Origin of the sequence: Actinocatenispora sera (assembly GCF_018324685.1) — a bacterium.
GTDB lineage: Bacteria > Actinomycetota > Actinomycetes > Mycobacteriales > Micromonosporaceae > Actinocatenispora > Actinocatenispora sera.
Map to the genome: position 1 here is coordinate 1,665,413 of NZ_AP023354.1, position 25,112 is coordinate 1,690,524.

The window sequence follows — 25,112 nt, forward strand, 5'->3', positions numbered from 1 at the left end:
AACGCGGTGGATGTGGAGGGAGTGGGCGGTGACCAGGAAGCATGAGGCGGCGGCGTTGGCGGCGCCGGGGATCGATGCGATCCGGGATGCGTACCTGACGGGTGGGTCGGATGCGCAGCGGGTGGCGGCGTTGATCGAGATTGCGGGTGCTGCGGCGGCGCTGGCCCGGACGGTGGCCCGGTTGCGGCATGTGGATCGGGCGGAGTTGTTCGAGCTGGTGTCGCGGCGCTCCGATGTGCTGCCGGTGCTGGGTCGCGGGCAGTGGCTGCCCACGATGACCTACCACGTCCCGGCTCCGGGCAAGCGGCGGGTTCGCCGTCGTAGCAACACATCCGCGACCGTTGCGCCGGTGCCGGCGGTGATTCAGCCGGAGCTGTTCGCGGATGGTGTGGCGTGAGCGGGGAGGACTCGTTTCGCGGGCGGCATGTGGCGTTGGTGTCGGCCGGGGTGTTCGACATCCCGTGCGCGTTCCGGCGGATCTCCACGGCGATCGCGGATCAGGACTACCCGCTGGCGCTGCGGGCGATCGAGGACGCACGGGCGGTGCTGGATGAGACGGCCCAGTTGGCGCGGCTGTCGATTCCGGAGGGCGCGTCCTCGGGTGGTGGCTGGTGATCCGGGGACCGGGGCGTCTGGGCCGGGCCGTGGCGGTGTCTCGCCGGGTGCGGTGGCAGGTGGGGCGCTCGGTGATGGGTTCGGTGCCGGTGCGGGTGTGGATGCGGGCGACGTACCGGAGCGGCAAGACGGTGGCGTCGATGCGGTACGGGCTGCCGCAGCGGGGCGTGGTGGCGGTGCGGCGGTCGGGTGGCCGGACGGGGTTCGCTCGGCGTCCGGCGGGTCGGTCGGGGATGGCTCGTCCGGCGGTGGGTCGGCCGGCTGGTCCGGTCGCTGGTGCTGGCCGGTCGGCTCGTCCGGCGGGTCAGCGGAGTGTTCGTCAACAGGTGAGGAGATCAGCAATGGCAGACGACGCGTTGCGGCAGGTCCGGACGGCGCTGCAGGGCAAGGTCGGTAACGGTGATGGCCTGGCGCTGGTGCGCTCCTGGATGTCGTCGGTGCGGTCGGCGGCCGATGAGGTGGCGTCGGTGCAACGGAAGTTGTCGGTGGCGGAGGACGAGTTCCTGGACCGACCGGTGGCGCAGTCCCGGGCGTGGCTGGATCGGCTGAACGACAACCTGGATCACTTGGCGCGCAAGCTGTCCGCAGGTCAGTAGGCGCCACGGCAGGTCACGGAAGGTAGGGCGAGGGCCGCCCGTCACGCACATCGCATGCGGGCGGCCTTCTTCATGCCCAAACACGGTCACGCACGGTTAGCGGAGGGGTTGGGGTCAATGGCTACGCGGTTGGTGATGTCGAGCCGTCGCCGGACGGTGGAGGTACGCCGTTCGCTGGTGGAGGCGCTGCCGTTTTGGGTGCGGTTGCCGGTGTGGTGCGGTGTCGGCGGCTACCGGCTGGTGAAGGCCGCTGTCCAGCACCCTCGCACGACTGCGGTGACGGCGACGCTGGGAACGGCGGGGGTGCTGGGTGGCCGGTGGGCGCTGGCCGGTGTGGTCCTGGCCCCGGTTGCGGCCGCGGTGGTGTGGCGCATCGCCTGGCCTGCCTCGTTCAAGCAGCGGGTGACTCCTCGTCTGCTGCGGTGGCAGCGCCGGTGGATCCGGTACGGGCGGCGCTGGAACGGCTGGATGATGCGGTGTCGGCTCGGGGTGTCCGACCGGGGCGGCGATGTGGTGGTGATCCCGCAGATTCGGCGGGTGGAGGTCACCCCGGCGGCGGATCGGCTGCTGATCGACGTTCCGGCTGGGTTGACGGTGGACGCGATCCGGCAGCGGTCCGCTGAGCTGGCCAACGCGGCGCGGGCGTTGGACTGCCGGGTGCGGTCGACGGGTTCGCCGGGCCTGGCGTGGGTGGAGTTCCAGCGTAAGGACGTGTTGGTGGCCACCATTCCGGCGCTGCCGATCCCGCGCGCGGCGGAGGGTGAGGATCTGGTGCCGCTGGATCTGGCGGCGGTGCCGGTCGGTACCCGCGAGGACGGGACGCCGTGGACGTTGCCGGTGCTGGGGCGGCATGTGCTGGTGGCGGGCCGGTCTCGTGCGGGGAAGGGCTCGGTGCTGTGGTCGGTGCTGCGCTACCTGGCGCCGGCGATCCGGTGCGGGCTGGTGAAGGTGTCGGGCATTGACCCGAAGGGTGGCATGGAACTGTCCATCGGCCGCCCGCTGTTCACCCGGTACGAGGCGGACCAGCTGGACGCCATGGTGGCTTTGCTGGAGGCTGAGGCCGACCACATGGACTGCGTCGCCTCGGAGCTGGCCGGCAACGTCCGCAAGTTCACGCCCTCGATGGAACACCCGCTGCACCTGGTGGTCGTCGACGAGCTGGCGACGCTGACCGCGTACGCGCCGATGGAGATCCGGCGCCGGGCCGAGAACGCCCTGGGGCGGCTGCTGACCAAGGGCGCGGCGGTCGGCTGGGCAGTGCTGGGCCTGGTGCAGGAGCCGTCGAAGGACATCATCCCGATGCGCGGGCTGTTCACCTACCGGCTCGCGCTGTGTCTGGACACGCCCTCGCAGGTCGACATGGTGTTGGGCGACGGGATGCGCGACCTCGGGGCGCTGGCCGATCAGATCTCGCTGTCGACACCGGGCATGGGCTACGCGCTCAGCGAGTTCGAGAAGGAACCCTTCCGCGTCCGGGCGGCCTACGTCGCCGATGACGAGATCCGGGCCATGGCCGGCGAGTACGCGCCGATCACCACCGACTCCAACGACATCGAAGACATCCCGGCTGCCCCCATGGCTGGCAACGGCGACGAGGGCCAGGCGGACAAGACCGAACCTGCTGACGCCCGGCCGGTCGAGCCGGTGGAGGTGGTCGAGCTGGAGGAGTGCCCGCCGGCTGATGTCACGCCGGTGGTGCCGGACTCGCTGTTAGCCAAGCTGCGCAACCTGCCTGCTGCGGGCGGCTCGGACGGGACGGAGGCGGCGTGATGAGTGCGGTACCGGCAGACAACGACGGGGCGCGGCTGTTCCGGATCAGGGTCCCCGGGTCGGAGAAGTCGACGGCGGTGACGGTGCGGATGACCGACGACTCGGCGTGGATCGCGATTGGTGCTCGGCATCGTCGGCTTCCGCTGACCGTGCCGGAGGCGTGGGCGCTGTTCAAAGCTCTGGCCGATGCGCTGGATACGGCCGGGGAGCCGCCGGCGTTCCTGTCCCGTCCCGTCAAGCGCGACACCAAGTAGAGGGGGTGACCTGTGATGGCTGAGGCAAGCAAGACGCAGCGGGTGGAGGATGTCGCCCGGCTCGGGATCATGGGCGCGATCGGCGTCATGGCCGGCGCGGCGTCGTTCACGCACATGCATGACTGGACGATGCAGGCGCTCCCGCACGGGACGGCCGACTGGTTCGGGTGGGCGAACGCGGTCGCCTCGGAGCTGATGCCCACGTGTGCGCTGTTGGAGATCCGCCGCAAGCGTCGGGCCGGCGGCTCGATCGGCTACCCGGTCGCGCTGCTGGTCGCTTCCGGGCTGCTGTCGCTGGGTGCGCAGGTCTCGCAGGCCGGTGACTCGCTGACCTCGAAGGGGCTGGCGGCGCTGCCGGCGGTGGCGTTCATGCTGCTGGTCAAGCTCGTGTTCTCCGGCCTGCCGAAGTCCACCAACGAGACGAAACCCGTTGTCCCGCAACAGGACTCGGTCGCTGTTCCGGATCACGCGAAGGTCGAGCATCCGACGGCTCCTGCCTCGTTGGCGCCTGCCGCTCCGGTTGCGGCTCGTCCGGTGTCGTCCACCGTCCCGGCTGCTCCGGTTGTGCCGGCTGCTCCGGTGGTCCCGTCGGGTCCGGTTGTGCCGGGCCGGGTCAACGGTCGTCCGGTGGTGATCGGCCAATGAGCACCGACCCGATGACACTGCCCGGTCTCGGGCAGGACGAGACTCCCCGCCCCGACTCGCGGGCGGCTCGGATGCTGCAGCCGATCGCGAAGGACGTTGCGGTCGAGCTGGCGAAGAAGTTCGGGGTGTGCGTCAAGCCGGTCTGGCTGCGCCGTACCAACACGGCGACCGGGGAAACCGAGCTGGTGCCGGTGCCCTGCGGGGCGACCTCGGCGGCGAAGTGTGAGCCGTGCGCGGAGGCGAACCGGCGGCTGCGGATGCAGCAGATCCGCGAGGGCTGGCACCTCACCGAAGAACCGGTCACCACCCCCGATGCCCCGACCGACGAACAGCGCGAGCTGGTGGAGTACCGGGCTGTCCTGGAGTTCGCCCGGACCTCCGTGGTCCTGGCGGCCGAGTGGGACCAGGTGCGCGAGCTGGACGCGGAGATCGACCGGGTGGATGAACAGATCACCGCGGCCGGTGTCCGCGGCTCGGTGCTGCCTGGCGGCCGCAAGGATGGGACCGATGGGCAGGAGTCGGCCCCGGCCCGGAAGCGCTCGACTCGTCGGCGGCAGGACGCACCGGATCTGCCTCGGCTGCCGGTGGCCAACCGGACCATTCCGCATCCGCACATCGGCACCGACGGGCGGGAGCACCGGGACTCGGTGTTCCTGACCCTGACTCTGGGCTCGTACGGGCCGATCCACTCCGCGTACCGGCGTCGCGGTCGAGTGCAGGTGTGTGAGTGCGGCGAGTTGCACAGCCAGCATGACCCCCGCGTCGGGACCCCGGTCGACCCCGACTCGTACGACTACCGGGCGGCGGCGCTGGACGCGATCCACTTCGCGAAGGTGCTCGACCGGTTCTGGCAGAACCTGCGCCGGGCCGTGGGCTGGAACGTGCAGTACGCGGGGTCGGTGGAGATGCAAAAGCGGCTGGCCCCTCACGGGCACTTCGCCGTCCGGGGCACACTGGCCCGCAAGCTGGTCAAGCAAGTCGCGGCGGCAACCTACCACCAGGTGTGGTGGCCCGCGCATGACCGGCTGGTGTACGACCCGGACGGGGCCGTGCCGGTGTGGGACCCGGACGCGAAGACCTACCGGGACCCGGAGACCTCGGCGGCGCTGCCGACCTGGGATGAGGCGCTGGACGCGCTCGATGAGGACCCGGACGCGGAGCCTGCGCACGTGGTGCGGCTCGGCAGCGTGCACCTGGCCGGGGTGCGGGGCGGCTCGGAGAGCGCTGAGAAGACCATCCGCTACATCACGAAGTACATCGCGAAGGACATCACCGACGCCGTGGCTCCGGGCTCGCGGGCGCAGGAAGACCATCTGGCCCGGCTCGCGGCGGAGCTGCAAACCCTGCCGTGTTCTCCGACGTGCGCGAACTGGCTGCTGTACGGGGTGCAGCCCAAGAACGCCAAGGCTACGGCGCGGCCGGGACGGTGCAAGGGCAAGGTGCATCAGCGGCGCACCCTCGGCTTCACCGGACGGCGGGTTCTGGTCTCCCGGCAGTGGTCGAACAAGACCCTGGCTGATCACCGGGCCGACCGGAAAGCCTGGGTCAAAGCTCTCCTCGCGCTTTCGGCAACCGGCGATGCGACGGCCGGCGAGCACGACCAGGCGCCCGGCGACCCGCCCCCGTTCGAGTACGAGTTGGCCTCCCGAGACGACCCGGACGTGCCTCCGCCGCATGTGCACTTCCTGCGCAAGATCGCCGAACGGCAAGCCTGGCGGGCACAACTCGACGAGGCGAAACAACAGGTACAGCAACAGCTTTCGGCAACGCAAACCACTGCGGCATAAGCGATCTGGGGAGGATCGAGTGTCCAGCGACGAAGTTCTGTTGAGCGTAGCGCAGGCAGCCGAACGCTTCGGCACAAGCGAGCGGTTCCCCCGCCGGCTGATTGCTGAGCGGCGAATCCGTTTTGTTCGGCTCGGCCGTCACGTCCGCATCCCCGCGGGCGCGGTGGACGAGTTCATCCAAGAGGGCACAGTCGAGCCGCTGTCGGTGCGGTGGCGTGCGGGGAAGGTGGCGTGATGGCGAAGAGGCGCCGTCGATTCGGCTACGTGCGGAAGCTGCCGTCCGGGCGGTTTCAGGCATCGTTCATCGCGCCGGACGGGTCTCGCCAGTACGCGCCGGAGACCTTCAAGAACCGGACGGAGGCAGACCGTTGGTTGTCCCTGGTGGAAGCGGACATCAGCCGTGGTGTCTGGCTGAATGAGGGGCTCGGCCGGGAGACATTCGGCAACTACGCAAGGGCTCACCTGCGGGACAACCCGAAGATCGGCCCCCGCTGGCGGGAGACGTGCCTCCGGAACCTCCGGCTGCACCTGGCCCCGCTTGAGGGGAGAATGTTGTCCGAGCTGACGACTCCCGTTGTCCGCGAGTGGTACGCGACGGCGATGCGGGGGAGCGGCGGGAAGACCTCGATCCGCCAGTCCTACCGGTTCCTGCGTGCAGTGCTCTACGCCGCGGTCCGCGATGGTGCGATCGCGAAGAATCCGTGCCAGGTTCCCGGCGCTGGCGTCGACCGGGCCAAGGAACGGCCGGTAGCGACTCCGGCGCAGGTTGCCGCGCTGGTGGAGGCGATCACTCCGCGGTACCGGGCTGCCGTGATGATCGCCGCGTGGCTCGGGCTGCGGCGTGGTGAGGTCTGCGGCATGCGGATCTCGGATGTCGACCTGGCGGCCGGCACGATCACGATCCGGAAGAACCGCGTCGAGCTGTTGGAGTCGGCGGAGGCTTTCGACGACGATCCGAAGACCGATGCGGGGAAGCGGACCGTGGTCGTCCCGCCGCACGTGCTGCCCTTCCTGATCGAGCACATGGAGCAGTGGGCCGGCAAGGATCGGGTCTTCGTCGGGCGTACCGGCCAGCCGATGCGTGGCGACGCGATCCGGCAGGCGTTCACCCGGGCTCGCGCGAAGGTCGGCATGGACAACTTCACCTTCCATGACATGCGCCACACCGGCTCGACGCTGGCTGCCTCGGCCGGCGCGACGCTCGCGGACCTGAAAAAGCGGCTCGGGCATGCGTCGTCGGCGGCTGCATTGAGGTACCTGCATGCGGTAGACGGCCGGGACCGGGAGATCGCTGCGGCGCTGACCGACCTTGCCGCGCACGGCGACTCGTCCAAACTGCCTCGCTCGATCGTGATCAAGAGCTGAGGCTTGTCGCACGCGGATCGCACGACGAACGTCCGCACGTGCTCTGACCTGCGGAAACATGTCCGCCTGAAAAGCGGAAGGTCGGCGGTTCGACCCCGCCCCTGACCACCACAGAGGACCAGGCATAACGCCTGGTCCTTTCGCTTTTCGGAGATCATCGAAGTCGCTCGTGAGTTCCGACGCTCGCGCGCCAGTGGCGCCGCGATCTGTAGAGAGCACGGCCGTCTCCGCCGGCGCGGCATGAGCGGGTGTTCAGGCGGGGCTTGTGTTCAGGAGGGACCTGAGGATCTTCGCCATCTCGTCGAGGCTGTCTTGCTGGCCGTCGAAGGCGGTCATGTGGTCGCGTCCAGCTTTGTCGCTGAACGCCATCCGCCAGGTGAACAGCGTTACTCCGTCATGTTCCCGCAGCTCCATCGTTTCGATCGCCTCAACGTCCGGCCAGCAGTTGAAGTGCCACGTCTCCACCGTTCGGACCGGCGGCTCGACCTCCAGGTATGTCCCGCTGAACGAGAACATCGTTCCGTCTCCGGTCACGAAGGAGGAGCGGTAGTTCCCCCCGACCCGCAGGTCGATCGAGCACTCCGTCATTCGGTCCGGGGGCGTTGCACCCCACTTCCTGACGTGTTCGGGCTTCGTCAACACGTCGAAGACGAGGGTGATGGGTGCGTCGAACTGTCGGGCGATGACGACCTCGAGCTCGTTCGGGAACGTGATGACTGCAGAGTCATGCCGATCAGGTGCCACGGTGGCCTCCGTGTCGTTGCAGCTCTTCGAGGTAGTCCTCGATCCGATTCAGCCGGTCGTTGATCGCCCGCTCGTACTTGCTCACCCAGTCGTGCAGGGGCTGGAGATGCTCCGGAGCCAGGCGGTAGAGGCGATGACGGCCCTCGGCCCGGGACCTGACGAGCCCCACCTCACCGAGCACCCGTAGATGCCTGGAGACCTGGGGCTGTGCGATCGAGACAGCGCGGATGATCTCCCCCACCGTCTTCTCCCCGGAGAGCAGCGCGTCGAGGATCGCGCGGCGGTGAGGGTCACCGACCGCGTTGAAGACATCCGAGGTCGTCGACGCGCGTGCCATTGCTCAAACATATCTCTATATGGACATATGTCAACGAGGCCCGGCCCCTTTTGACTTCTCGGATGCGGCGTGGTCTAGGACGCCTCGTCGGTCGGGGTCTCGTCGCGGTGCGGGTCGAGGCGGTGGATCGTCTGCTCGCTCCATGCTCGGAGGACCGATGCCTGCTCGGGTGACAGCGCGTCGAGAGCATGGCGGCGGATGTTGCTGCCGTGTACCGAGATGGCGCGCTGCGCCGCGCGTCGACCTTCGGCGGTCAACCCGATCCCCGCGCGGCGGCCATCGGCGCCAGAGCTGGTGCGCTGGACGAAGCCGCGCTTCTCCATGCGGGTCAGTTGGTGTGCGACGCGGCTCTTGTCCCAGTCGAGCGATGCGGAGAGTTCCCCGACCCGCAGCTCGCGCCCGGCGTGCCAGAGCGTCACCAGCACGCTGAACTCGGGCTTCGAGATGTCGCAGGCGCGCTGCAGGTCGCGCTCCAGCTCGCGGGTGAGCAGGCGCTGGGCCCGCATCCAGGCATCCCAGAACTCCCACTCCTCCGGACCCAGCGACCGCGTCTCCGTCATGCCGCCAGAATACCGTGACCAGCAGAGTTGTCACCTCAACTCTTTCTCCGTTAGAGTTGACGTATCAACTCTCGGAAGGAAGTCCATGCCACTCCGCATCGCGCTCATCCTCGGCAGCACCCGCCCCGGGCGCCGCGGCGACCAGATCGCCGCCTGGGCCCTGGAAGCCGCCCGCGCCCACGGTGGCGCCAGCTACGAACTGGTCGACCTCGCCGACCACGACCTCGGCAACCTCGACGAGCCCGGCAACCCGAACCTCCAGCAGTACCAGCATGAACACACCCGGGCCTGGGGCGCACTCGTCGACAGCTTCGACGGCTACGTGTTCCTCGTCCCCGAGTACAACCACTCCTACCCCGGCGCGCTGAAGAACGCCCTCGACCACGTGTACCGGGAGTGGAACGACAAGGCCGCCGGGATCATCAGCTACGGCGGCTGGGTTGCCGGGGCCCGCGCCGCCGAGGCGCTGCGGCTCGTCCTCGCCGAGCTTCAGGTGGCCACGGTCCGCGCCCAGCCGACCATCTCGACCCGCGCCTCGTTCGGCACCGGCGCCTTCGTCCCACCGGAGGGCCTCGACACCGCCGTGGACGGCATGCTCGACCAGCTGGTCGCCTGGTCCGGCGCGCTGCGCGGCGTCCGCCGGTCCAGGACGCCGGCGACCCCGGCCGCATGAGCTGCCGCACACCCGGCCGCGAGACGGTACGCGGCGAACCGACGGTCGCCGCATGGACGCAGCCAGACCAGATCCCGCGTGCTTACGCCAGCGGCTGATCGCCGACGAGCGAGGCGTGTGCGGTGAGCGCGACGGTCGCGTCGCCGAACCGGAGGGTCCACCAGCCCCCACGGTCGGGTCCGACCTCCGGCGCCGAAACCCTGGCTGACCGCGGTGGCGTAGCCCTCGGTCCGGGCGGTCCTGGCACAGACTTCGGTTTCGTGCCAGCGAAAGCGAGAGGATCCTCAGATCAGGACGCCCGAGGCACCGATCGGGGGCGGCCCAAGCTCGGCGCTGGCAAGGATCCGATCCACGGTTTGTTCCAGCGACCAGGTGGCCGGGACGATCTGCTCGATCACGAAGTCGAGCAGATCGCGTTCGTGGTACCAGTCGCGCATAGCGTCGACGCTGAACTCGGCCGCCTGCGGGCGACCTGCGTGCCGGCGAACGGTCTCCTCGAACGGGATGTCGAAGTAGCAGAACGACGATCGGCCGGCGTGGTCGCGATGCAGGCCGAACAACATGCCGCGATAGTGCGCGGCGTACAGGATGCCGTCGAGGACGACGTGGAAGCCGTGATCAAGGGCGTAGCGGATGGTCTGGTCGATCAGCCCGATGTTGATGCCGTTCGGGCGGTCGTGTTCGCGCAGCAGGATCCGGCGCAGCTGGTCCTGCTCCACCCAGGCGGTTCCGCGGCCCAACCGGTGGCGAAGCGCCAGTGCCGTCGTCGTCTTTCCCGATCCCGAGTTGCCCCGAAGTACGACGAGGCCGGTCTGCGTGGTCCCGGTGATCGACACCTCCGGAACCTATCCGGCGGAACAGCGGTCCGGCTCTTCGGGTTGCAGTCGGTACCTGGGTACGGGTTTACCGTCGAGGGATGGGGCGGACGGAGGACCAGGTCATGACGTCGTGGGTACCGGGTGCGTGCACGCTGCCGACGGTGGACCAGCCGTTGCGGCAGGCGGAGTTCGACGACGTGTTCGCCGAGTCCGGACGGTGCGTCGAGCGGACGGCCGACACCGCGGTACGGGTCGAGTTCGAGCCGGCCGCCGCCGTGGCGGCGCGGCTCGCCGACCTCGCGATGCGGGAGTGTTCCTGCTGCTCGTTCTTCGGCTTCACGCTGCGGATGTCGGATGGCCGGCTGCTCCTCGACGTCGAGGTACCGGCGGCGCACCTCCCGGTGCTGGACGCGCTCGCCGCGCGCGCCACCTCCGCGATCCCGGGCGCGCGAGCATGACCCGGGCGCCGCGATCCACTCCGCTGCCCGCCGACCGGCACACGCCGCGATCCCCGCAGCCGCGCGCCGACCAGGGCACGCCGCGTTCGGCGCCGCTGCCCGCCGACCGGCACGGGCCGCGATCCGCCTGGAGCGCAGGCGATCGGCCGACGCTGCGGTCCGGGGAGGTCGCCGCCGCGGCCGGGGTCAACCAGCAGACCCTGCGGTACTACGAGCGGCGCGGGCTGGTCGCCGCGCCGGCGCGCACGCTGGGCGGGCACCGGCAGTACCCGGTCGAGACGGTGCAGTTGCTGCGCACCATCAAGACCGCGCAACGCCTCGGTTTCACCCTCGAGGAGATCGCCGACCTGCTGGCGCTCGGGGCGCGGCAGGGTAGCCCGCATCGGCTCGCCGAGGCGAAGTTGGCCGAGATCGAGCGGCGGATCGCCGACCTGATGGCGATCCGCCACGCGCTGCGGGAGGCGGTCGAGGCCGGTTGCGACGACCTCGCCGTCTGCGCCGAGAACCCGCGCTGCCCCCTCCCGTACGAGCAGTGCACCTGACCGCCGCGCGGCGGTGCCGACCGATGCGGCGAAGCGGCAGAATGGGTCTGTTGACCGCACCTGCTCCCCGGGCGCGCAGTACGAAGGACCGGTCTTGCGCCCCGCCATGGCCGGCGGCTTAGGGTGGGGTGATGAAGCTTCTCCTGACCGACTCCGGAGTGAAGAACGCGAGCATGCGGGCGGCCCTGGTCGATCTTCTGGGTAAGCCCATCTCCGAGGCCAACGCCCTCTGCATCCCCACCGCTGGGTACGGCGGCCCGTACGGGGATCCGGGCGGGCCGTGGCGTTTCGTCAGCGGACGGTCCCCGAACCCCATGACCGACCTGGGGTGGAAGTCGGTGGGGTTGCTGGAGCTCACGGCGCTGCCCGGCATCGACAAGCAGCGCTGGGTCTCCTGGGTCCGCGAGGCGGACGTCCTGCTGGTGAACGGCGGCGACGCACTCTACCTGTGCCACTGGATGCGGGAGTCCGGGCTCGCCGACCTCTTCCCGTCGCTGACCGACACGGTCTACGTGGGCCTCAGCGCCGGGAGCATGGTGCTGACTCCCCGCATCGGGGAGGAGTTCGTCGGCTGGAAGCCACCGAGCGGGGACGACACGACGTTGGGAGTCGTCGATTTCTCCATCTTCCCGCATCTCGACAGCCCGGACTGTCCGGAGAACACGATGGACGAGGCCGAACGATGGGCGGCCAAGCTGGACGGTCCGGCCTACGTCATCGACGCTCAGACCGCCATCAAGGTGATCGACGGCGATGTCGAGGTCCTCTCGGAGGGACACTGGACGCTGCTCAACCCGCCGGCGAGCCCGCGCTGACCGGGATCCGTGGCCCCCTGCGGGAACGGTCGTCGCCGGCTGCGACGACCTCGCCACCTGCGCCACGGCACCCGACTGTCTCTCTCGTACGAGCCTCACCCGAGCCGTCATCATCGACGTGGCACTGCACCTGGACCAGGCGTTACCGCCGGACGGGCATCTGCCGCCGGTTCCGGTCACGGGATTGCTGCGGCACTAGACGAACGGGGGTGTGGGTTGCGGGGATCGTTGGTGAGTGACCGGTTGCGGCTCGACGAGGTCGTCGCGACGGATGCGGACCGGCTGTACGCGGCGTTGACCGATCCGGCGATGTCGGACGAGACGCGGAGCCCGTTCCGGTCCCTGGCGGGGACGACGCTGTGGGTCGGGCACCGGGTCGACGACCGGGACAGCCACGGGCTCTGCTCGTACCTGCTACGCGACCGGGATACCGGTGAGCTGGTCGGTGTCTGCGGGGTACGCCTCGGGCAGGCCGCCGCGGAACCCGAGCTCGGCTACCGGATCGCCGCGCGGTACCGGCGCCGCGGCCTGGCGACCGAGGCGGCGGCGGCGGTCGTCGACGAGTGCCGGAACGCCGGGCTGCGCCGGGTGTGGGCCAGCATCCGACCGGACAACATCGCGTCCCGGCGGGTGGTCGAACAACTCGGCATGCGCCTCGCTGCCACCGACCAGGACAACTCTGGCCCCCTCCACCGCTACACCGTCGAGCTCTGATCCACCTCGGAACGGCAAGACTGTCAGGGTGAACACGATCGAGGTGCCGGAGGTTCGGGACGCGGGGGCCGTGGCTCGGATGCATCTGCGGGCTTGGTACGAGACGTATGACCAGGATGGGTCGGGGGTGGACGCGGCGTGGATCGCGCAAAACCTCGGCCATCTCGGTACCGCGGCAGGGATCGACGGCTGGGCGGCGGAGATCGCGGTGGCGCGACGGGAACCCGAGCGGGTGTTCTGCCGCATCGTCCGGACCATCACCGAGGTCGGCGCCACCACCGACGGCGCCACCGCCATCGATGCCGTCACCGGCGCCGGTACTGTCCGGGCTGACGGCGATGCTGGGGGAGGCGCGCCCGTCGTCGGGTTCCTGTACGGGCGCCGTGCCGACACGGTGACGCTCGGCCCGATGTACCTGCTCGCCGAGGCGCAGGGCACCGGGGTCGCGGACCTGCTGATGGGGGAGTTCCTCGGGTGGGCCGGCGCGGCGCCGATCCGGCTGTGGGTGAGCGAGTTCAACACCCGGGCCGTCCGCTTCTACACCCGGTACGGCTTCGTCGCCACGGGCGAACGCGAGCTCTGGCGGGACCGCCTGCGCAACGTTCGCATGGTCCGCCCGGCCGGCGGATAGCAGCTGGTGCGGCGGATCGGGCGGGAGCCGGAGCTGTTCCGGGTCGTGCACAACAGGTACTACGGCGATCTGTACCGGTACGTGGCCGGGCGGCCTCCGCTCCGGATGCACGGCACTCGCCGGCCTGTCTCGACCGGTCAGGGATGTTCCGCCAGTCGGCTGCGGCGAGGGCTCGCTGGGCGATACCGCGGGCTGGTCAGGGATGCTCCGGCCAGTCGGCTGCGTGCAGGTGGACGGGGAGGCCGTGGGCGGTCGCGGTGCGTTCGAAGGGGAAGCCGATCTTGGTGGCGACGCGCTGTGAGGGCACGTTGTCGGGGCGGATGACGGCGACCAGCCGGGTCGCGCCGAGTATGTCGCGGGCGAAGTCGCGGCAGGCCGCCGCCGCCTCGGTGGCGAGGCCGCGGCCCTGCAACTCGGTGCGTACGTGGTAGCCGACCTCGAGCTCGGTGACCCCGTCCACCTGCTGCGGGGTCAGGCCACAGTCGCCGACGAACTCGCCGGTGCCGCGCAGCTCGACCGCCCACAGCCCGTACCCCTCGTCGCGGTACAGCCGCTGGTTCCAGTCGATCCAGCCGCGGGCCTCGTCGCGCGTCTTGGGCCGCGGGTAGTACCGCATCACGGCCGGGTCGCCGAGCAGCGCCGCCATGTCGTCGAGGTCGTCGCCGGTCATCGGCCGGAACGCGAGCCGTTCGGTGGGCGGCGGGGTACGAGCTTCGCGATCCATGACATCCTCCCGGCGTGGGCAAGCCCCGGCAGCGTAGCCGGCAGTTCCGCGTCCTTCACCCGGTTTCCGGATGCCGACCGGCGAAGTCCGTCTGCGAGCGGTCCAGCGCTCGGCTGACCCTCGGGTCGCGACCGGCGGGCGCCGCGATGTCGGCCCGCAGCCAGCGGACCAGTGGGCCGCTCGACCCCCCCAAAACGAGGCTGACCGGTCCGGCACGGCGGGATTCCCTGACACGGCCCAGGGTCTGTTTCGGAGCCCCACGGCCACGCCCGCGACGGGGATCCCGACCTGGTGCTGCACTTCGCCGTCTGCCGCGTCGCCGGCCGGGCGCTCGCCGTGGCGCCGCCGGCGGCCGACGTGTTCGCCCCCGTACCGGACGATCTCGTGCTGGCACAGCTCGCGGCCGAGTTGAGGTGGGCGGTGCGGCACGCGCCCGGCGAGTACGCGGTGCTCAACGCCTGCCGTGCCTGGCGGTTCGCCGCCGACGGCGCCCTGGTCTCCAAAGTGGACGGTGGCTGCTGGGCGGTGTCGCGGGTCGGTGCGGCCGACGGCGTGCTGATCGAGGCCGCGCTGGCGCGCCAGCGGTGCGAGTCGGCGGCGGCGCTCGATCCGGCCGCGGTGGCTGGCTTCGTCCGCCCCATCGGCGCGCGGCTGGCCGACCGCTGAATCCTCGCCGTTGCGCGGCCGGGGATGTGTTGCGGTGGCGACCCGGTGGGTGCCGCTGCCGAGCGCGCGGTTCGCCGGCCGGGAGCTGTACTGGCCGGGAGTTGTACGGGCGGAAGTTGTAGAAGCCAGAGCCGTGCCGGCCGGGAGGCGTGCGGGCGGAAGTTGTAGAAGCCGGAAGCTGTGCGAGGCGAGCCGTGCGGCACGGGGTCACTGCCAGGTTGCGGTGGCGGGGTCGGTGCCGTGGGCGGCGGCGTTGGCGCAGATCGCGTCGTACAGCCAGCCGGCGAGGCCCGGCGCGAACCGTTCGTAGTACTCGACGTAGCCGGCGTCGGTGGCCATCATCCGGCCCAGGCACACGTGCATCGAGTGGGTGCAGTCGAAGTAGGTCTCCATCATCGTGCGGTGCCGCTCGGCCAGGCCGTTCGCCTCGGCGGAGCCGGCCGCGACGCCGGACCGGCACGCGGCGGCGAGATCGATGGTCAGCTCCTCGATCGAGGCCGCCACCGCCCGCCAGTCGCCGGCGGTCAGCGCACCGGCCCGTTCCGCGTACTGCTGCCACTGCGGGGTGTCGCCCCACCGGGCTTCCGCTTCGTCGACCCGCTCGGGCTGCCAGTCCGTACCGAAGATCTCGACCTGTTCCTCGGCGCTCAACCGGATGCCGCGCCGGGTGGCGTCGAGCATCCGGTCGACCGCGCTGATCATCTCGTCGATCCGGGACCGCCGGGACAGCAACTCGTCGCGCTGCCGGCGCAGCTGGTCGCGCGGGTCGGTACCGGGATCGTCCAGGATCGAGCCGATCTCGGCGAGCGGGAAGCCAAGTTCGCGGTAGACCAGGACCCGGTGGATCCGGGCCACGTCGTCGGGCGAGTAGACGCGGTAGCCGCCAGGCGTGCGTCCGCTCGGCCGGACCAGGCCGATGGCATCCCAGTGATGCAGTGTTTTCACGCTGACGCCGACGAGCGCCGCTGCCGGCCCGACCGTGTACCCGCCCGTCCGTACCTGGGAACTCATCCGCCCAGTGTGGCGCGTCGCCGCGCCCAGCCGGTACGGCAGCGGAAAGCCGGCGTTGATCATGGGATCGGGACGGCCGTTCCTGGTACGACGTGACCGATTCCCTTGATCAACGCCAACGCTGGCACCGACGCTGACGCTGGGACCGACGCCGACGCCGGGCCGGGCGGGCATCATGGCTGGGGGAGGTCGAAGCCGCTGTCGCGCAGGTAGTCGGCCGCCGGGCTGGCCGGGTCCAGCGGGTGCGCGGCGGTGAACACCACCCGCTGCCGTTCCGGGGTGGCGACGGTCAGCTCGACGCAGTTCCACGGCATCTCCTCCGGGCCGCTGGTGCAGCCGGGCGCGAGTCGTTCGCAGCGGTCCCGGGTCGGCTCGATCTCGCCCAGTACGCAGGAGAAGCCGATCCGCGCGACGGAGGGCGTGGCGGCCGGCTCGCCCGGTACCAGCAGCACGTCCTGGAAGGCCCAGCGGCGCAGGTGCACCACCCCGCCGGGCACGGCGAACAGCTCGACGAAGCCGAGCCCGCGTACCCAGAAGTCGGTCGACGCGGCGAGATCGGCGGTCGGCACGCTCAGGTACGCGGGCATGCCGTAGATCTGGCGGCTGATCCCCGGTGGGACGGCGTCCTCGGCCGGCATCGGTACCGGGCTGAGGTAGTGCTGCTCGTCGGTGCGCTCGGACACCTTGTTCTCGGTCATGCCCCGATCGTCGAGCCTCCTGCGACGTCAGGGTCAAGCGCCGGACGAACGACGTCGCGCCGGACAAACCGCCCGGCCGAGGATCCGCGCCGCGAGGATCCGCGTTAGCGTGCCGCATGAGCAGCAGGACGACGGAGCCGGCGATCGATCCGGCGGCCGTGACGGTCGTACCGGCGAACGAGGCGAGCCGGGCCGATCTGCGCGCGGTGTTCGGTACGGCGGACTACGCGGGCCGCTGCAACTGCCAGCGGTTCACGGTGCGGGGCTGGCTCTGGACCGAGCTCACCGACGAGCAGCGGCGCGACCGGCTGTACCAGCAGACCCGGTGCGGTGAACCGGGTGCCGGGTCGACCAGCGGGCTGGTCGGCTACCTGGACGGCGAGCCGGTCGGCTGGGTGGCGGTGCAGCCCCGTACCGCCTATCCGAAGCTCGTCACCAGCCGCACCGTGTGGCGCGGCCGGGACGAGGACAAGCAGGACGACACCGTCTGGGCGGTCACCTGCTTCGTGGTACGCAAGGGGTTTCGCAAACGTGGCCTCACCTACCCGCTGGCCGCGGCCACGGTCGAGTACGCCCGCGGGCAGGGCGCCCGCGCGCTGGAGGGGTACCCGATGCGGACCGAGCCGGGCAAGGAGATCACCTGGGGTGAGCTGCACGTCGGCAGCGTCCAGGTGTTCGCCGAAGCGGGCTTCCGCGAGGTGAGCGCGCCGAGCCTGCGCCGGGTCGTGATGCGCGTCGACTTCCCCTGACGATGGATCTTCACACCGAAAGTGGTAGGGAGCACGGCGAAATCGCCGCGGGTAGGGGTGACAACGCGCTGCGTTTGATGCCTACTGGGGGTGAGCGTGGATTGCTCGACCCGAGGAGCTCGATTCAAGGAGCGGGGATGGCCAACACGATCCGCGACCTGGCCCACGAGGTGCGCACCAGCACCGACGGGGTGATGTCACTGGTCAATTCGCTCACCACGACCTCCGAGCAGCCGACCCCGACGACCTCGCCGGCGGCAGAGTCACCGGCGGACCGGACCATCCGTGCCCTGTGGGCACACCGGTTCTGGCGCCCGACCCGCCGCTGAGGCGCGCCGCGAGGTCCCCGACAGCGTTACTCGCAGCGCCACGCCGGCCGCACTGCCCGCCGGAACGCCTGGTACCCACGCCGGACGTCCTCTTGTGGGCAGGGACCCGCCGACCGGCCGGCGTGGCCCTTCCCCCGGTGCCACAATTCGCTTGTGGCACCGGCGTTGGCGTCCGTGCCACCGGGGAGGAGCGATGCGCAGTACCCACCGGTGGCGGGACGACGATCCGGGTGACGAGGACGACGCCGAGCCGATGCCGCTGATCGAGTTGACCGACGACCTCGACGACGAGGGCACCGTCGACCAGCTGACCGAGGACGAGTCGGAGCCGCGGTCTCGCCGGCGATCGCTGTCGCTGCCCCGGCGCTACCTGGCGGCCGGGGCGGCCGGGCTGCTCGCGATCGGCTTCGCCGGCGGCATGGTGGTGCAGCGCGCCAGCTCGCCGCCGCCCGACGACACGGCGGTCACCGCCAACACGACCGAGCTCGGGGTCCGCGCATCGAATTTCGACGTGCCGTCCGAGGACAGCTCGACCTGCCGCTACGGCTATGGCGACGGCTACGGCTCGGCCGGGCTGACGACGGTGTGCACCGGCACGCTCTACTCGATCCGGCACGCCGAGGACGGGTGGCAGCTGACGCTGGGCCTGGACCACGGCGTGACGATCGGCATCGAGGTGGACGACAGCACGTCGGTGGACGGCCTGTCGTCCGTGGGCGAGCTGGCCGTCGGCACCACGCTGGTGGTCAGCGGACATCCCGGCAAGGACGGCGCGATGCACGCCACCGCCATCACCTTCGGGTGACCGCAGCGGGTGGGGTCACAGGTGCTCGCCGGCGGCGCGCTCCCAGGCGGCGTTGACCTCGGCCTCGGCGTGCAGCCGGCCCTGCCAGCCGCGGATCTCGGTGTCCTTGCCGGGCTCCAGTGCCTTGTACACGTTGAAGAAGTGGCTGATCTCGTCGCGCAGGTGGCGCGGCAGGTCACCGATGTCCCGGATGTGGTCGTACCGGTCGTCGCCCGCCGGTACGCACATCACCTTGGCGTCCGGGCCGTGCTCGTCCCGCATCCAGAACACCGCGACCGGCCGTACCGCGATGACGCAGCCGGGGAAGGTCGGTTCGTCCAGCAGCAGCACCATCGCGTCGAGCGGGTCGTCGTCCTCGCCGAGCGAGTCCGGGACGAAGCCGTAGTCGGCGGGGTAGCGCGTCGCGGTGAACAGCGTCCGGTCGAGCCGGATGCGACCGGTCCTGTGGTCCATCTCGTACTTGTTCCGGGATCCCGCCGGGATCTCCACCACCATGTCGAATTCCATCCGCCGACCTCCTCGCGCACCATCATCACCCGGCGCGGGCGGTTCGGCGGCGAAACGGCGGTCGGACGGGCAGCCAGTTGTCCCGCCACCGTGGCTCGATGGCGGGACAGGTGCTGGTAGTCCGTGCGCCGGCGGCGCACGCATGACAGGATGCCGGGTCGCCGCGACGCCGCCGCAACCGGGGCGGGGGCGTACCGGTCAGGTGGTGGCCGGGGCCTTCTTGCGCAGCAGCGTCATGAACTCGCCGAACCAGGACGGGTGGTCCGGCCAGGCCCGCGCCGACACCATCTGCCCGTCGACCACCGCGGCGGCGTCCACGAACTCGGCGCCCGCGGCCTCGACGTCCGGCTTCAGCGCCGGGTAGGCGGCGGTACGGCGGCCCTCCAGTACCCCGGCGGCGGCCAGGCCCTGCGCGGCGTGGCACAGGTGCGCCACCGGCAGGTCGGCGGAGAAGAAGTGCCGGACGATGCGCTGGAAGTCCGGGTCGTTCCGGATGTACTCGGGTGCGCGACCACCCGGCACCACCATCGCCACGTAGTCGTTCGGTTCGACGTCGGCGAACGCCACGTTCGCCGGCCAGGTGTACCCGAGCTTCTCGGTGTACGTGTCGAAGCCGTCCACGAAGTCGTGCACGACGAACTGCAGCTTCTTCACCGCCGGCGCGGCGATGTCGACCTCGTACCCCTCCTCCTGGAGCCGCTGGTACGGGTACATCACCTCCAACGACTCGGCCGCGTCGCCGGTCAGGATGATCACCTTGGGCATCGTTGGCCTCCCTTCCCACCCCACTATCGAGCTCCGCACCCGATCCTGCCGCCGGAACCCCCGGATCGGTAGGTCCACCCGGCCGGTCGACACCCCGCGCCGAACGGCCCGGGGTCGACGCGCGCGGATCGGTCCGGGGCTGGTGCGCGGCGCCCGGCGGCGAGCTGCCCGGATCGGCCCGGTGCGGTGCCCGTTTGCGCGGTCCGGGCGATCCGACCCGCGGTACGGCGGTCGTTGGACCGGCCGCCCGATACGATCGGCAACCGTGTTCACGGTGATCGGCGAGGCCCTGGTGGATGTGGTGTGGCGGCCCGGGGCCGCCGAACCGGTCGAGCTCGTCGGCGGTTCGCCGGCGAACGTCGCCCTCGGGCTGGCCCGGCTGGGCGACCCGGCCGGCCTGATCACCCAGTACGGGCCGGACGAGCACGGCGCCCGGATCGTGGCCCGGCTCGGCGCCGCCGGCGTCGCGCTGGACCGCAGCGACGCGGGCGCGGCCCGTACCGCCACCGCGACGGCGCGGGTGGGTGCGGACGGCGCCGCGGCGTACGAGTTCGACCTGGCCTGGGCGCCGAAGGACCTGACGCCCTATCCCGGCTCGGTCGCGGTGCACGCCGGGTCGCTCGCCACCCTGGCGCCGGGCGACGCGGTACTGGCGGGCATGCTGGCCGGGGTGCGCGGCTCGACCGTCGTGTCGTACGACCCGAACGTGCGGCCGACGCTGCACGGCCCCGTCGAGCACGCGCGCGATCAGGTGGCCCGGTTCGTGGCGCTCGCGCACCTGGTCAAGGCGTCCGCCGACGACCTGGCCTGGCTGTACCCGGGTGAGCCGGTCGAGGCGGTCGCGGCCCGCTGGCTCGCCGCCGGGCCGAGCCTGGTCGTCGTGACGCTCGGCGCCGACGGCGGGTACCTTGCCACGGCCGGGTACCAGCTGCGGTGTGCGGCGCCGCCGGTCGACGTGGTGGACACCGTCGGCGCCGGCGATGCGTGCATGTCCGCGCTGCTGGACGGGCTGTACCGGGCCGGTGCACTGACGCTCGATGCGCTGCCGGCGCTGCCCGCGGACACCGCCCGGCAGGTCCTGCACCGGGCGCTGACCGCGGCCGCGATCACCTGCGGTCGCGCGGGCGCCGACCCGCCCACCGCCGCCGAACTCGCCGCCCGTCTCGCCGGCTGAGGTCAGCCGACCAGGCTACGGACGGAGCTGGTGAGGTCGGCGAGGGCGGACTTGGCGTCGGCGAACAGCATGCCGGTCGCCGGCGCGGTGTAGAGCTCGTTGTCGATCCCGGCGTACCCGTGGCCCATCGAGCGCTTGATCACGATGACGCTGCGGGCCGCGTCCACGTTGAGGATCGGCATCCCGGACACCGGGTTGCCGGGCCGGCGCGCGGCGGGGTTGGTCACGTCGTTCGCGCCGACGACCAGCGCCACGTCGGTCACCGCGAACTCGTCGTTGACCTCGTCCATCTCCTTGAGCATCGGGTACGGCACGTTCGCCTCGGCGAGCAGCACGTTCATGTGGCCGGGCATCCGGCCGGCCACCGGGTGGATCGCGTAGCAGACGTCGACGCCGCGCTCGGTGAGCAGGTCGGCCAGCGCGGACAGTTCGTGCTGCGCCTGCGCGGCGGCCAGGCCGTAGCCGGGGACCACGATCACCTTCCGCGCGTACGCCAGCTGGATGGCGGCGTCCTCGGCGGTGACCGACCGGACCGAGGTGTCGGCCGAGCCGACCGCCGCCGGCCCGCCGTCGCCGGTACCGAAGCCGCCGACGAGCACCGCGATCACCGACCGGTTCATCGCGTCGGCCATCAGCTTGGTCAGGATCGTGCCGGACGCGCCGACCAGCGCACCCGCGATGATCAGCGCCACCGAGTTCAGCACGAAACCGGCCATCGCCACCGCGGTACCGGTGAACGCGTTCAGCAGCGAGATCACCACCGGCATGTCGGCGCCGCCGATCGGCAGCACCATCGCCACCCCGAACGCGGCCGCGGCCACGATCACCACGACCAGTACCGGCACGTTCGGCGTGATCAGCACCCAGACGGCGCCGGCGACGACGATCGCGACCAGCCCGACGCTGACCGCGCGCCGGCCCGGGAACAGCACGGGATTGCCGGTGACCCAGCCCTGCAGCTTGCCGGCGGCGATCAGCGAACCGGTGAACGTGACGCCGCCGATCACCACGTCCAGCAGGGCGCTGACGGTGGTCTGGGCGCCGATCGCGGGCGAGAGCCGAACGTACTCGGTGACCGCGACGAGCGCCGCCGCGCCGCCGCCGACCGCGTTGAACAGGCTGACCAGCTGCGGCATCCCGGTCATCGGTACCCGCCGGGCCAGCAGCGCGCCGCCGGCCGCACCGACCGCCACCCCGGCGAGCAGGACCACCGGGCCGGTCATCGTCTCGGTGTTGCGGGCCAGCCGTACCGCGGTGATCACCAGCGCCAGCACCATTCCGGCCGCGGACAGCAGGTTGCCGCGGCGCGCGGTGGCCGGCGAGTTCATCAGGTGCAGGCCGAGCACGAACGCCACCGCCGCGGCCAGGTAGCCGAGCTGCTCCACCGCGCTCACGGTCGTTCCTCCCTCGTCGGAACGACGACGAGGCACGACACGCAGTGCCCGCTCATCGCGCCACCTCCGACCCGGTCGCACCGCGCGGCGCCGGCACTTTCTTGCCGGCCGCCTTCGGTGCCGAGTCGCCGCGGGCCGCCGGGCCGCGGCGGCCGTCCCGGGTCCGGAACATCTCCAGCATCCGGTCGGTGACCAGGTAGCCGCCGACCACGTTCGCGGTGGCGAACGCCGCGGCGATCGCGACCAGCGCGTACTCCAGGGGGGTGCGGGCCGAACCGGCGACGATCACCACGCCGAGCAGGATGATGCCGTGGATCGAGTTGGCGCCGGACATCAGCGGGGTGTGCAGGGTGGCCGGCACCTTGCTGATCACCTCGAACCCGACCAGCACGGCCAGCACGAACATCGTCACGTCGGTGAGCAGGCTGCCACTCATGCCGGTCCTCCGCTTCGCTCCGGCCGGGCCTTCGGCACGAGCGCACAGTGCCCGGGGTTCGCTCGCTCGCGCTCGCTCATGAGGCGGTCCTCTCGCCGGCGTGGGTGATCACGATGCCGGCCTGGATCTCGTCGTCGAGGTCGACGTGCACGGCGCCGTCGGACACCAGTACGGCCAGCACCGCGCTGACGTTCCGGGCGTACGCGGTGGACGCGGCCGGCGCCATGTCCGAGGCGAGGTGGCCGGCGCCGATCACCGTGACGCCGTTGTCGGTGCGGATCGTGGCGTCCGGGACGGACACCGCGACGTTCCCGCCGTACGGGCCGGCGGCGAGGTCGACGATGACCGAACCGGGCCGCATCGCCTTCACCGCTTCGGCGGTGACCAGCAGCGGTGGCGCCGCGCCCGGTACCTGCGCGGTCGTGATGACCACGTCGTGCCGGGCGATCTGCGCGGCCAGCCGCTCCTGCTGCACCCGCTGCTCGTCGTCGGACAGCGCCCGGGCGTACCCACCGGTGCCCTCGGCCGGGCCGACATCGGCCAGGGTGACGAACGTACCGCCGACCGACTCGACCTGCTCGCGGGTCTCCGGCCGCACGTCGTACGCGCGGACCTGGGCGCCGAGCCGGCGGGCGGTGCCGATGGCCTGCAGGCCGGCCACACCGGCACCGAGCACCAGCACCTCGGCCGGCCGTACCGTGCCGGCGGCGGTGACGAGCATCGGGAAGAACCGTGGGTACGCCGCGGCGGCGACCAGCACCGCGCGGTACCCGGCGACGTTCGCCTGGGAGGTCAGCGCGTCGGCGGCCTGGGCCCGGCTGAGCGTGCGCGGCAGCCGGTCCAGGCTGACCAGCGTGACGCCGGCGGCGGCGAGCCGGTCGATCAGCTCCGGGCAGGTGGCCGGGCGGTACAGCCCGATCAGAGTCTGTCCACTGTGGACTCTGTCGGGCAGGTCGTCGGGTGGTGGGCCGACGGACAGCAGCACGTCGGCCGTGCCGTACACCGTGTCGGGCTCGACCACCTGGGCGCCGGCCTGGGTGTAGTCCGCGTCGGCGAACAGCGCGGCCTCGCCCGCGCCGCTGGCCACCAGCACCTCGGCGGGCAGCCGCGCCAGCCGGGACACCACCTCCGGCACCATGGCCACCCGGCGCTCGCCGGCCGCCGTCTCCCGTACCACGCCGATGCGCACCCGCGCCTCCCGATCCGGGCCACGGGCGCGTTGACGCGGCGGGGCCCTCGGTACCGCTCCGGGGCTGCCGGGCAGGCTCGACGGGTCGCGTCGCCGCCGGCTCGACAGCCTCCTGCCGTCTTTGCGTGACGCTTGTCACGCTAGCGCGTCGCGGGTGGTCCGCGCCATGCCGGAACCTCACGATCGGGCGGTTCGGTCCAAGAGGTCCGTACGGAAGGGACCGCCGGCGCCCGCCTGCCGGATCTTCCGGTCGGCCGCTCGAAGCGAGCTTGTCCACCCCGGAAGAGTGCGCGCTGAACTGGTCGAACACGAAGTCGCGGTGGCGGGCCGGGTCGAACGGGTCGGTCCGGCCGGGTCGTCAGGACCGGTCGGCCCGAGGTTCGTCCACTATGGACATGCACGCCTGGATGAGCGCGCGGAGCTCCGCGCGCGGCGGGTCCGGTCGTACCGCGAGGTAGGTCGGCATCGCCGGGGCCGGCGGGGCGAGCGGCCGGAACACCACGCCGGGCGGGGCGATCTGGCCGGCCTGCGCCGCGTAGTACACCGTCCAGGAGGGTGTGCCGAAGCCGATCGCGGCCAGGGTGTCCTGGTCGGTGGTGAACTCCGGGCCGAGCGTCGGGGTGAACCCGGCCCGCCGGCAACTGTCCAGCACCAGGTCGTACAGCGGGGGATTGCGCTGCCGGCTGGCGAGGCGCAGCGGCAGGTCGGCGAGCGCCGCCAGCTCGATCCGGGACCGGACCGCGAGGTCGTGCCGGGCCGGCAGCGCCACCACCAGCGGGTCGTGCCAGACCGCCAGCAGCTCCAACGCGGCGTCCCGCTGCTCGCCGCGGACCAGCGTCGCGTCCAGCTCCCCGGAGCGCACCCGGCGCAGCCGGTCCGCGACCGGCGCGGTCACCAGGTCGAGCGTCGCGTCCGGGGCCAGCTCGCGGAACCGGGCCAGCAGCGTGTCCAGCCGGGCGCCGAGCCCGGTGCTGGTGCCCAGCCGGACCGTACCGTCACGCCGGCTGCGCAGGTCGTCGATCGCCGCCCGGGCCGCCTCGACGTCGGCGAGCACCCGCTCGGCGTGCGGCAGCAGCCGGTGCCCGGCCTCGGTGAGCCGGACCGTGCGGGTGCTGCGGTCGAACAGGTCGACGCCCAGCTCGCGCTCCAGCCGGCGCAGCTGCTGGCTGACCGCCGACTGCACGATGTTCAGCCGTTCCGCGGCGCGGCCGAAGTGCAGTTCCTCGGTCAGCGTCAGGAAGTACCGCAGCTGCCGCAGTTCCACGTCCACCCCGTTCGATCAGTTTTCGTGATCAGTGTAGTCGCAGGTCACGCGTTGATCGCCGGCGTCACCGGCGGTTG

At 71.4% G+C, this 25,112-nt stretch carries 33 protein-coding genes and 1 tRNA gene; 21 read left to right on the top strand and 13 right to left on the bottom strand.

The features are described 5' to 3' along the window. Positions 1 to 28 precede the first annotated feature (28 nt). The 10 genes from Asera_RS07965 to Asera_RS08010 all read left to right on the top strand — a co-directional run bounded on the left by Asera_RS07965 (position 29) and on the right by Asera_RS08010 (position 7,143). The gene (locus tag Asera_RS07965) at positions 29 to 397 is read left to right on the top strand and encodes a hypothetical protein (RefSeq protein ID WP_157034976.1); all 369 of its coding nucleotides are present in this window, start codon (positions 29 to 31) and stop codon (positions 395 to 397) included. Then, positions 394 to 615 carry a hypothetical protein gene (locus Asera_RS07970; RefSeq protein ID WP_212804533.1) on the top strand — a complete coding sequence of 74 codons (222 nt, stop codon included), beginning with the start codon at positions 394 to 396 and terminating at the stop codon, positions 613 to 615. The genes Asera_RS07965 and Asera_RS07970 overlap by 4 nt, the downstream gene beginning before the upstream one ends. A gap of 341 nt (positions 616 to 956) precedes the next feature. Next, a complete protein-coding gene (locus Asera_RS07975) occupies positions 957 to 1,211 on the top strand; it encodes a hypothetical protein (protein ID WP_030447773.1) in 255 nt (84 codons plus the stop codon). 117 nt (positions 1,212 to 1,328) lie between these two features. Beyond that, positions 1,329 to 2,981: an FtsK/SpoIIIE domain-containing protein gene (locus tag Asera_RS07980; RefSeq protein WP_157034977.1), complete on the top strand. Its 1,653-nt coding sequence runs from the start codon at positions 1,329 to 1,331 to the stop codon at positions 2,979 to 2,981. Next, positions 2,981 to 3,235 carry a hypothetical protein gene (locus tag Asera_RS07985; protein ID WP_051802590.1) on the top strand — a complete coding sequence of 85 codons (255 nt, stop codon included), beginning with the start codon at positions 2,981 to 2,983 and terminating at the stop codon, positions 3,233 to 3,235. The genes Asera_RS07980 and Asera_RS07985 overlap by 1 nt, the downstream gene beginning before the upstream one ends. 15 nt (positions 3,236 to 3,250) lie before the next feature. Then, positions 3,251 to 3,880 carry a DUF2637 domain-containing protein gene (locus tag Asera_RS07990; protein ID WP_244843789.1) on the top strand — a complete coding sequence of 210 codons (630 nt, stop codon included), beginning with the start codon at positions 3,251 to 3,253 and terminating at the stop codon, positions 3,878 to 3,880. Further along, complete coding sequence (locus Asera_RS07995) at positions 3,877 to 5,667, top strand: replication initiator (protein WP_051802592.1); 1,791 nt, start codon at positions 3,877 to 3,879, stop codon at positions 5,665 to 5,667. Before Asera_RS07990 ends, Asera_RS07995 begins: the two co-directional genes overlap by 4 nt. A 19-nt stretch (positions 5,668 to 5,686) precedes the next feature. Continuing rightward, positions 5,687 to 5,902 carry an excisionase family DNA-binding protein gene (locus tag Asera_RS32980; RefSeq protein ID WP_030447778.1) on the top strand — a complete coding sequence of 72 codons (216 nt, stop codon included), beginning with the start codon at positions 5,687 to 5,689 and terminating at the stop codon, positions 5,900 to 5,902. Continuing rightward, complete coding sequence (locus Asera_RS08005; RefSeq protein WP_030447779.1) at positions 5,902 to 7,032, top strand: tyrosine-type recombinase/integrase; 1,131 nt, start codon at positions 5,902 to 5,904, stop codon at positions 7,030 to 7,032. The genes Asera_RS32980 and Asera_RS08005 overlap by 1 nt, the downstream gene beginning before the upstream one ends. Positions 7,033 to 7,069: 37 nt before the next feature. Beyond that, positions 7,070 to 7,143: transfer RNA gene (locus Asera_RS08010), tRNA-Phe, on the top strand. Between the two features lie 141 nt (positions 7,144 to 7,284). Here Asera_RS08010 and Asera_RS08015 read toward each other — a convergent pair. The 3 genes from Asera_RS08015 to Asera_RS08025 all read right to left on the bottom strand — a co-directional run bounded on the left by Asera_RS08015 (position 7,285) and on the right by Asera_RS08025 (position 8,673). Next, entirely contained in the window at positions 7,285 to 7,776 is a 492-nt protein-coding gene (locus tag Asera_RS08015) for an SRPBCC domain-containing protein (RefSeq protein WP_051802593.1), read from the bottom strand. Continuing rightward, positions 7,766 to 8,113, bottom strand: coding sequence for an ArsR/SmtB family transcription factor (locus Asera_RS08020; protein ID WP_030447781.1), 348 nt, complete (start codon positions 8,111 to 8,113; stop codon positions 7,766 to 7,768). Before Asera_RS08020 ends, Asera_RS08015 begins: the two co-directional genes overlap by 11 nt. A gap of 74 nt (positions 8,114 to 8,187) precedes the next feature. Further along, positions 8,188 to 8,673, bottom strand: coding sequence for a MarR family winged helix-turn-helix transcriptional regulator (locus Asera_RS08025; RefSeq protein WP_030447782.1), 486 nt, complete (start codon positions 8,671 to 8,673; stop codon positions 8,188 to 8,190). Between the two features lie 85 nt (positions 8,674 to 8,758). Here Asera_RS08025 and Asera_RS08030 point away from each other — a divergent pair, with 85 nt between their 5' ends. Beyond that, complete coding sequence (locus Asera_RS08030) at positions 8,759 to 9,346, top strand: NADPH-dependent FMN reductase (RefSeq protein WP_030447783.1); 588 nt, start codon at positions 8,759 to 8,761, stop codon at positions 9,344 to 9,346. Between the two features lie 284 nt (positions 9,347 to 9,630). Here the strand turns inward: Asera_RS08030 and Asera_RS08035 are convergent, their stop codons facing one another. After that, positions 9,631 to 10,182 carry a kinase gene (locus Asera_RS08035; protein ID WP_035297537.1) on the bottom strand — a complete coding sequence of 184 codons (552 nt, stop codon included), beginning with the start codon at positions 10,180 to 10,182 and terminating at the stop codon, positions 9,631 to 9,633. A gap of 80 nt (positions 10,183 to 10,262) precedes the next feature. On the opposite strand from Asera_RS08035, the gene Asera_RS08040 reads away from it, so the two are divergent. The 5 genes from Asera_RS08040 (at position 10,263) to Asera_RS08060 (ending at position 13,324) form a co-directional block, all read left to right on the top strand. After that, positions 10,263 to 10,622 (top strand): hypothetical protein, encoded by a 360-nt coding sequence (locus Asera_RS08040; protein ID WP_244843791.1) that lies wholly within the window; start codon positions 10,263 to 10,265, stop codon positions 10,620 to 10,622. Next, the gene (locus Asera_RS08045; RefSeq protein ID WP_084132132.1) at positions 10,619 to 11,164 is read left to right on the top strand and encodes a MerR family transcriptional regulator; all 546 of its coding nucleotides are present in this window, start codon (positions 10,619 to 10,621) and stop codon (positions 11,162 to 11,164) included. Before Asera_RS08040 ends, Asera_RS08045 begins: the two co-directional genes overlap by 4 nt. A 131-nt stretch (positions 11,165 to 11,295) precedes the next feature. Then, a complete protein-coding gene (locus Asera_RS08050) occupies positions 11,296 to 11,979 on the top strand; it encodes a Type 1 glutamine amidotransferase-like domain-containing protein (RefSeq protein ID WP_030447787.1) in 684 nt (227 codons plus the stop codon). 231 nt (positions 11,980 to 12,210) lie between these two features. Beyond that, positions 12,211 to 12,693 (top strand): GNAT family N-acetyltransferase, encoded by a 483-nt coding sequence (locus tag Asera_RS08055; RefSeq protein ID WP_051802594.1) that lies wholly within the window; start codon positions 12,211 to 12,213, stop codon positions 12,691 to 12,693. Positions 12,694 to 12,721: 28 nt separating this feature from the next. Next, positions 12,722 to 13,324: a GNAT family N-acetyltransferase gene (locus tag Asera_RS08060; RefSeq protein ID WP_051802595.1), complete on the top strand. Its 603-nt coding sequence runs from the start codon at positions 12,722 to 12,724 to the stop codon at positions 13,322 to 13,324. 196 nt (positions 13,325 to 13,520) lie between these two features. Here the strand turns inward: Asera_RS08060 and Asera_RS08065 are convergent, their stop codons facing one another. Next, positions 13,521 to 14,048, bottom strand: coding sequence for a GNAT family N-acetyltransferase (locus tag Asera_RS08065; RefSeq protein ID WP_030447790.1), 528 nt, complete (start codon positions 14,046 to 14,048; stop codon positions 13,521 to 13,523). Between the two features lie 291 nt (positions 14,049 to 14,339). On the opposite strand from Asera_RS08065, the gene Asera_RS08070 reads away from it, so the two are divergent. Further along, the gene (locus Asera_RS08070; RefSeq protein ID WP_030447791.1) at positions 14,340 to 14,714 is read left to right on the top strand and encodes an aminoglycoside adenylyltransferase domain-containing protein; all 375 of its coding nucleotides are present in this window, start codon (positions 14,340 to 14,342) and stop codon (positions 14,712 to 14,714) included. A gap of 207 nt (positions 14,715 to 14,921) precedes the next feature. On the opposite strand, the gene Asera_RS08075 is transcribed toward Asera_RS08070, so the two are convergent. After that, on the bottom strand, positions 14,922 to 15,725 hold the full coding sequence (locus Asera_RS08075; RefSeq protein ID WP_030447792.1) for a MerR family transcriptional regulator: 804 nt from the start codon (positions 15,723 to 15,725) through the stop codon (positions 14,922 to 14,924). Between the two features lie 173 nt (positions 15,726 to 15,898). Then, positions 15,899 to 16,423, bottom strand: coding sequence for a VOC family protein (locus Asera_RS08080; RefSeq protein ID WP_030447793.1), 525 nt, complete (start codon positions 16,421 to 16,423; stop codon positions 15,899 to 15,901). A 116-nt stretch (positions 16,424 to 16,539) separates the two neighbouring features. Here Asera_RS08080 and Asera_RS08085 point away from each other — a divergent pair, with 116 nt between their 5' ends. The 3 genes from Asera_RS08085 (at position 16,540) to Asera_RS08095 (ending at position 18,306) form a co-directional block, all read left to right on the top strand. After that, a complete protein-coding gene (locus tag Asera_RS08085) occupies positions 16,540 to 17,172 on the top strand; it encodes a GNAT family N-acetyltransferase (protein ID WP_051802596.1) in 633 nt (210 codons plus the stop codon). Positions 17,173 to 17,309: 137 nt separating this feature from the next. Further along, positions 17,310 to 17,501: a hypothetical protein gene (locus Asera_RS08090; RefSeq protein ID WP_030447795.1), complete on the top strand. Its 192-nt coding sequence runs from the start codon at positions 17,310 to 17,312 to the stop codon at positions 17,499 to 17,501. A gap of 193 nt (positions 17,502 to 17,694) precedes the next feature. Then, positions 17,695 to 18,306, top strand: a complete 612-nt coding sequence (locus Asera_RS08095) for a hypothetical protein (RefSeq protein WP_030447796.1) — start codon at positions 17,695 to 17,697, stop codon at positions 18,304 to 18,306. A 15-nt stretch (positions 18,307 to 18,321) separates the two neighbouring features. Here Asera_RS08095 and Asera_RS08100 read toward each other — a convergent pair whose 3' ends face one another. Further along, positions 18,322 to 18,813 (bottom strand): inorganic diphosphatase, encoded by a 492-nt coding sequence (locus tag Asera_RS08100; protein ID WP_030447797.1) that lies wholly within the window; start codon positions 18,811 to 18,813, stop codon positions 18,322 to 18,324. A 198-nt stretch (positions 18,814 to 19,011) separates the two neighbouring features. Next, the gene (locus Asera_RS08105) at positions 19,012 to 19,578 is read right to left on the bottom strand and encodes a DJ-1/PfpI family protein (RefSeq protein WP_030447798.1); all 567 of its coding nucleotides are present in this window, start codon (positions 19,576 to 19,578) and stop codon (positions 19,012 to 19,014) included. Positions 19,579 to 19,843: 265 nt separating this feature from the next. On the opposite strand from Asera_RS08105, the gene Asera_RS08110 reads away from it, so the two are divergent. Continuing rightward, positions 19,844 to 20,752, top strand: a complete 909-nt coding sequence (locus Asera_RS08110) for a PfkB family carbohydrate kinase (protein WP_035297540.1) — start codon at positions 19,844 to 19,846, stop codon at positions 20,750 to 20,752. 2 nt (positions 20,753 to 20,754) lie between these two features. On the opposite strand, the gene Asera_RS08115 is transcribed toward Asera_RS08110, so the two are convergent. From Asera_RS08115 to Asera_RS08130, 4 genes are all read right to left on the bottom strand, one after another. After that, the gene (locus Asera_RS08115; protein ID WP_030447800.1) at positions 20,755 to 22,146 is read right to left on the bottom strand and encodes an NAD(P)(+) transhydrogenase (Re/Si-specific) subunit beta; all 1,392 of its coding nucleotides are present in this window, start codon (positions 22,144 to 22,146) and stop codon (positions 20,755 to 20,757) included. A gap of 52 nt (positions 22,147 to 22,198) precedes the next feature. Further along, positions 22,199 to 22,582 (bottom strand): NAD(P) transhydrogenase subunit alpha part 2, encoded by a 384-nt coding sequence (locus tag Asera_RS08120; protein WP_030447801.1) that lies wholly within the window; start codon positions 22,580 to 22,582, stop codon positions 22,199 to 22,201. A 76-nt stretch (positions 22,583 to 22,658) separates the two neighbouring features. After that, entirely contained in the window at positions 22,659 to 23,771 is a 1,113-nt protein-coding gene (locus tag Asera_RS08125; protein ID WP_030447802.1) for a Re/Si-specific NAD(P)(+) transhydrogenase subunit alpha, read from the bottom strand. 358 nt (positions 23,772 to 24,129) lie between these two features. Further along, on the bottom strand, positions 24,130 to 25,035 hold the full coding sequence (locus Asera_RS08130; RefSeq protein ID WP_035297610.1) for a LysR family transcriptional regulator: 906 nt from the start codon (positions 25,033 to 25,035) through the stop codon (positions 24,130 to 24,132). Between the last annotated feature and the right edge of the window lie 77 nt (positions 25,036 to 25,112).

Excerpts from the sequence above, each read along its gene's own strand:
- Asera_RS07975 (WP_030447773.1), top strand. The coding sequence starts at position 957 with ATGGCAGACGACGCGTTGCGGCAGGTCCGGACGGCGCTGCAGGGCAAG.
- Asera_RS07980 (WP_157034977.1), top strand. The coding sequence starts at position 1,329 with ATGGCTACGCGGTTGGTGATGTCGAGCCGTCGCCGGACGGTGGAGGTA.
- Asera_RS07985 (WP_051802590.1), top strand. The coding sequence starts at position 2,981 with ATGAGTGCGGTACCGGCAGACAACGACGGGGCGCGGCTGTTCCGGATC.
- Asera_RS07990 (WP_244843789.1), top strand. The coding sequence starts at position 3,251 with ATGGCTGAGGCAAGCAAGACGCAGCGGGTGGAGGATGTCGCCCGGCTC.
- Asera_RS07995 (WP_051802592.1), top strand. The coding sequence starts at position 3,877 with ATGAGCACCGACCCGATGACACTGCCCGGTCTCGGGCAGGACGAGACT.
- Asera_RS08005 (WP_030447779.1), top strand. The coding sequence starts at position 5,902 with ATGGCGAAGAGGCGCCGTCGATTCGGCTACGTGCGGAAGCTGCCGTCC.
- Asera_RS08020 (WP_030447781.1), bottom strand. The coding sequence starts at position 8,113 with ATGGCACGCGCGTCGACGACCTCGGATGTCTTCAACGCGGTCGGTGAC.
- Asera_RS08025 (WP_030447782.1), bottom strand. The coding sequence starts at position 8,673 with ATGACGGAGACGCGGTCGCTGGGTCCGGAGGAGTGGGAGTTCTGGGAT.
- Asera_RS08030 (WP_030447783.1), top strand. The coding sequence starts at position 8,759 with ATGCCACTCCGCATCGCGCTCATCCTCGGCAGCACCCGCCCCGGGCGC.
- Asera_RS08040 (WP_244843791.1), top strand. The coding sequence starts at position 10,263 with ATGGGGCGGACGGAGGACCAGGTCATGACGTCGTGGGTACCGGGTGCG.
- Asera_RS08045 (WP_084132132.1), top strand. The coding sequence starts at position 10,619 with ATGACCCGGGCGCCGCGATCCACTCCGCTGCCCGCCGACCGGCACACG.
- Asera_RS08050 (WP_030447787.1), top strand. The coding sequence starts at position 11,296 with ATGAAGCTTCTCCTGACCGACTCCGGAGTGAAGAACGCGAGCATGCGG.
- Asera_RS08065 (WP_030447790.1), bottom strand. The coding sequence starts at position 14,048 with ATGGATCGCGAAGCTCGTACCCCGCCGCCCACCGAACGGCTCGCGTTC.
- Asera_RS08075 (WP_030447792.1), bottom strand. The coding sequence starts at position 15,725 with ATGAGTTCCCAGGTACGGACGGGCGGGTACACGGTCGGGCCGGCAGCG.
- Asera_RS08080 (WP_030447793.1), bottom strand. The coding sequence starts at position 16,423 with ATGACCGAGAACAAGGTGTCCGAGCGCACCGACGAGCAGCACTACCTC.
- Asera_RS08085 (WP_051802596.1), top strand. The coding sequence starts at position 16,540 with ATGAGCAGCAGGACGACGGAGCCGGCGATCGATCCGGCGGCCGTGACG.
- Asera_RS08090 (WP_030447795.1), top strand. The coding sequence starts at position 17,310 with ATGGCCAACACGATCCGCGACCTGGCCCACGAGGTGCGCACCAGCACC.
- Asera_RS08095 (WP_030447796.1), top strand. The coding sequence starts at position 17,695 with ATGCGCAGTACCCACCGGTGGCGGGACGACGATCCGGGTGACGAGGAC.
- Asera_RS08100 (WP_030447797.1), bottom strand. The coding sequence starts at position 18,813 with ATGGAATTCGACATGGTGGTGGAGATCCCGGCGGGATCCCGGAACAAG.
- Asera_RS08105 (WP_030447798.1), bottom strand. The coding sequence starts at position 19,578 with ATGCCCAAGGTGATCATCCTGACCGGCGACGCGGCCGAGTCGTTGGAG.
- Asera_RS08120 (WP_030447801.1), bottom strand. The coding sequence starts at position 22,582 with ATGAGTGGCAGCCTGCTCACCGACGTGACGATGTTCGTGCTGGCCGTG.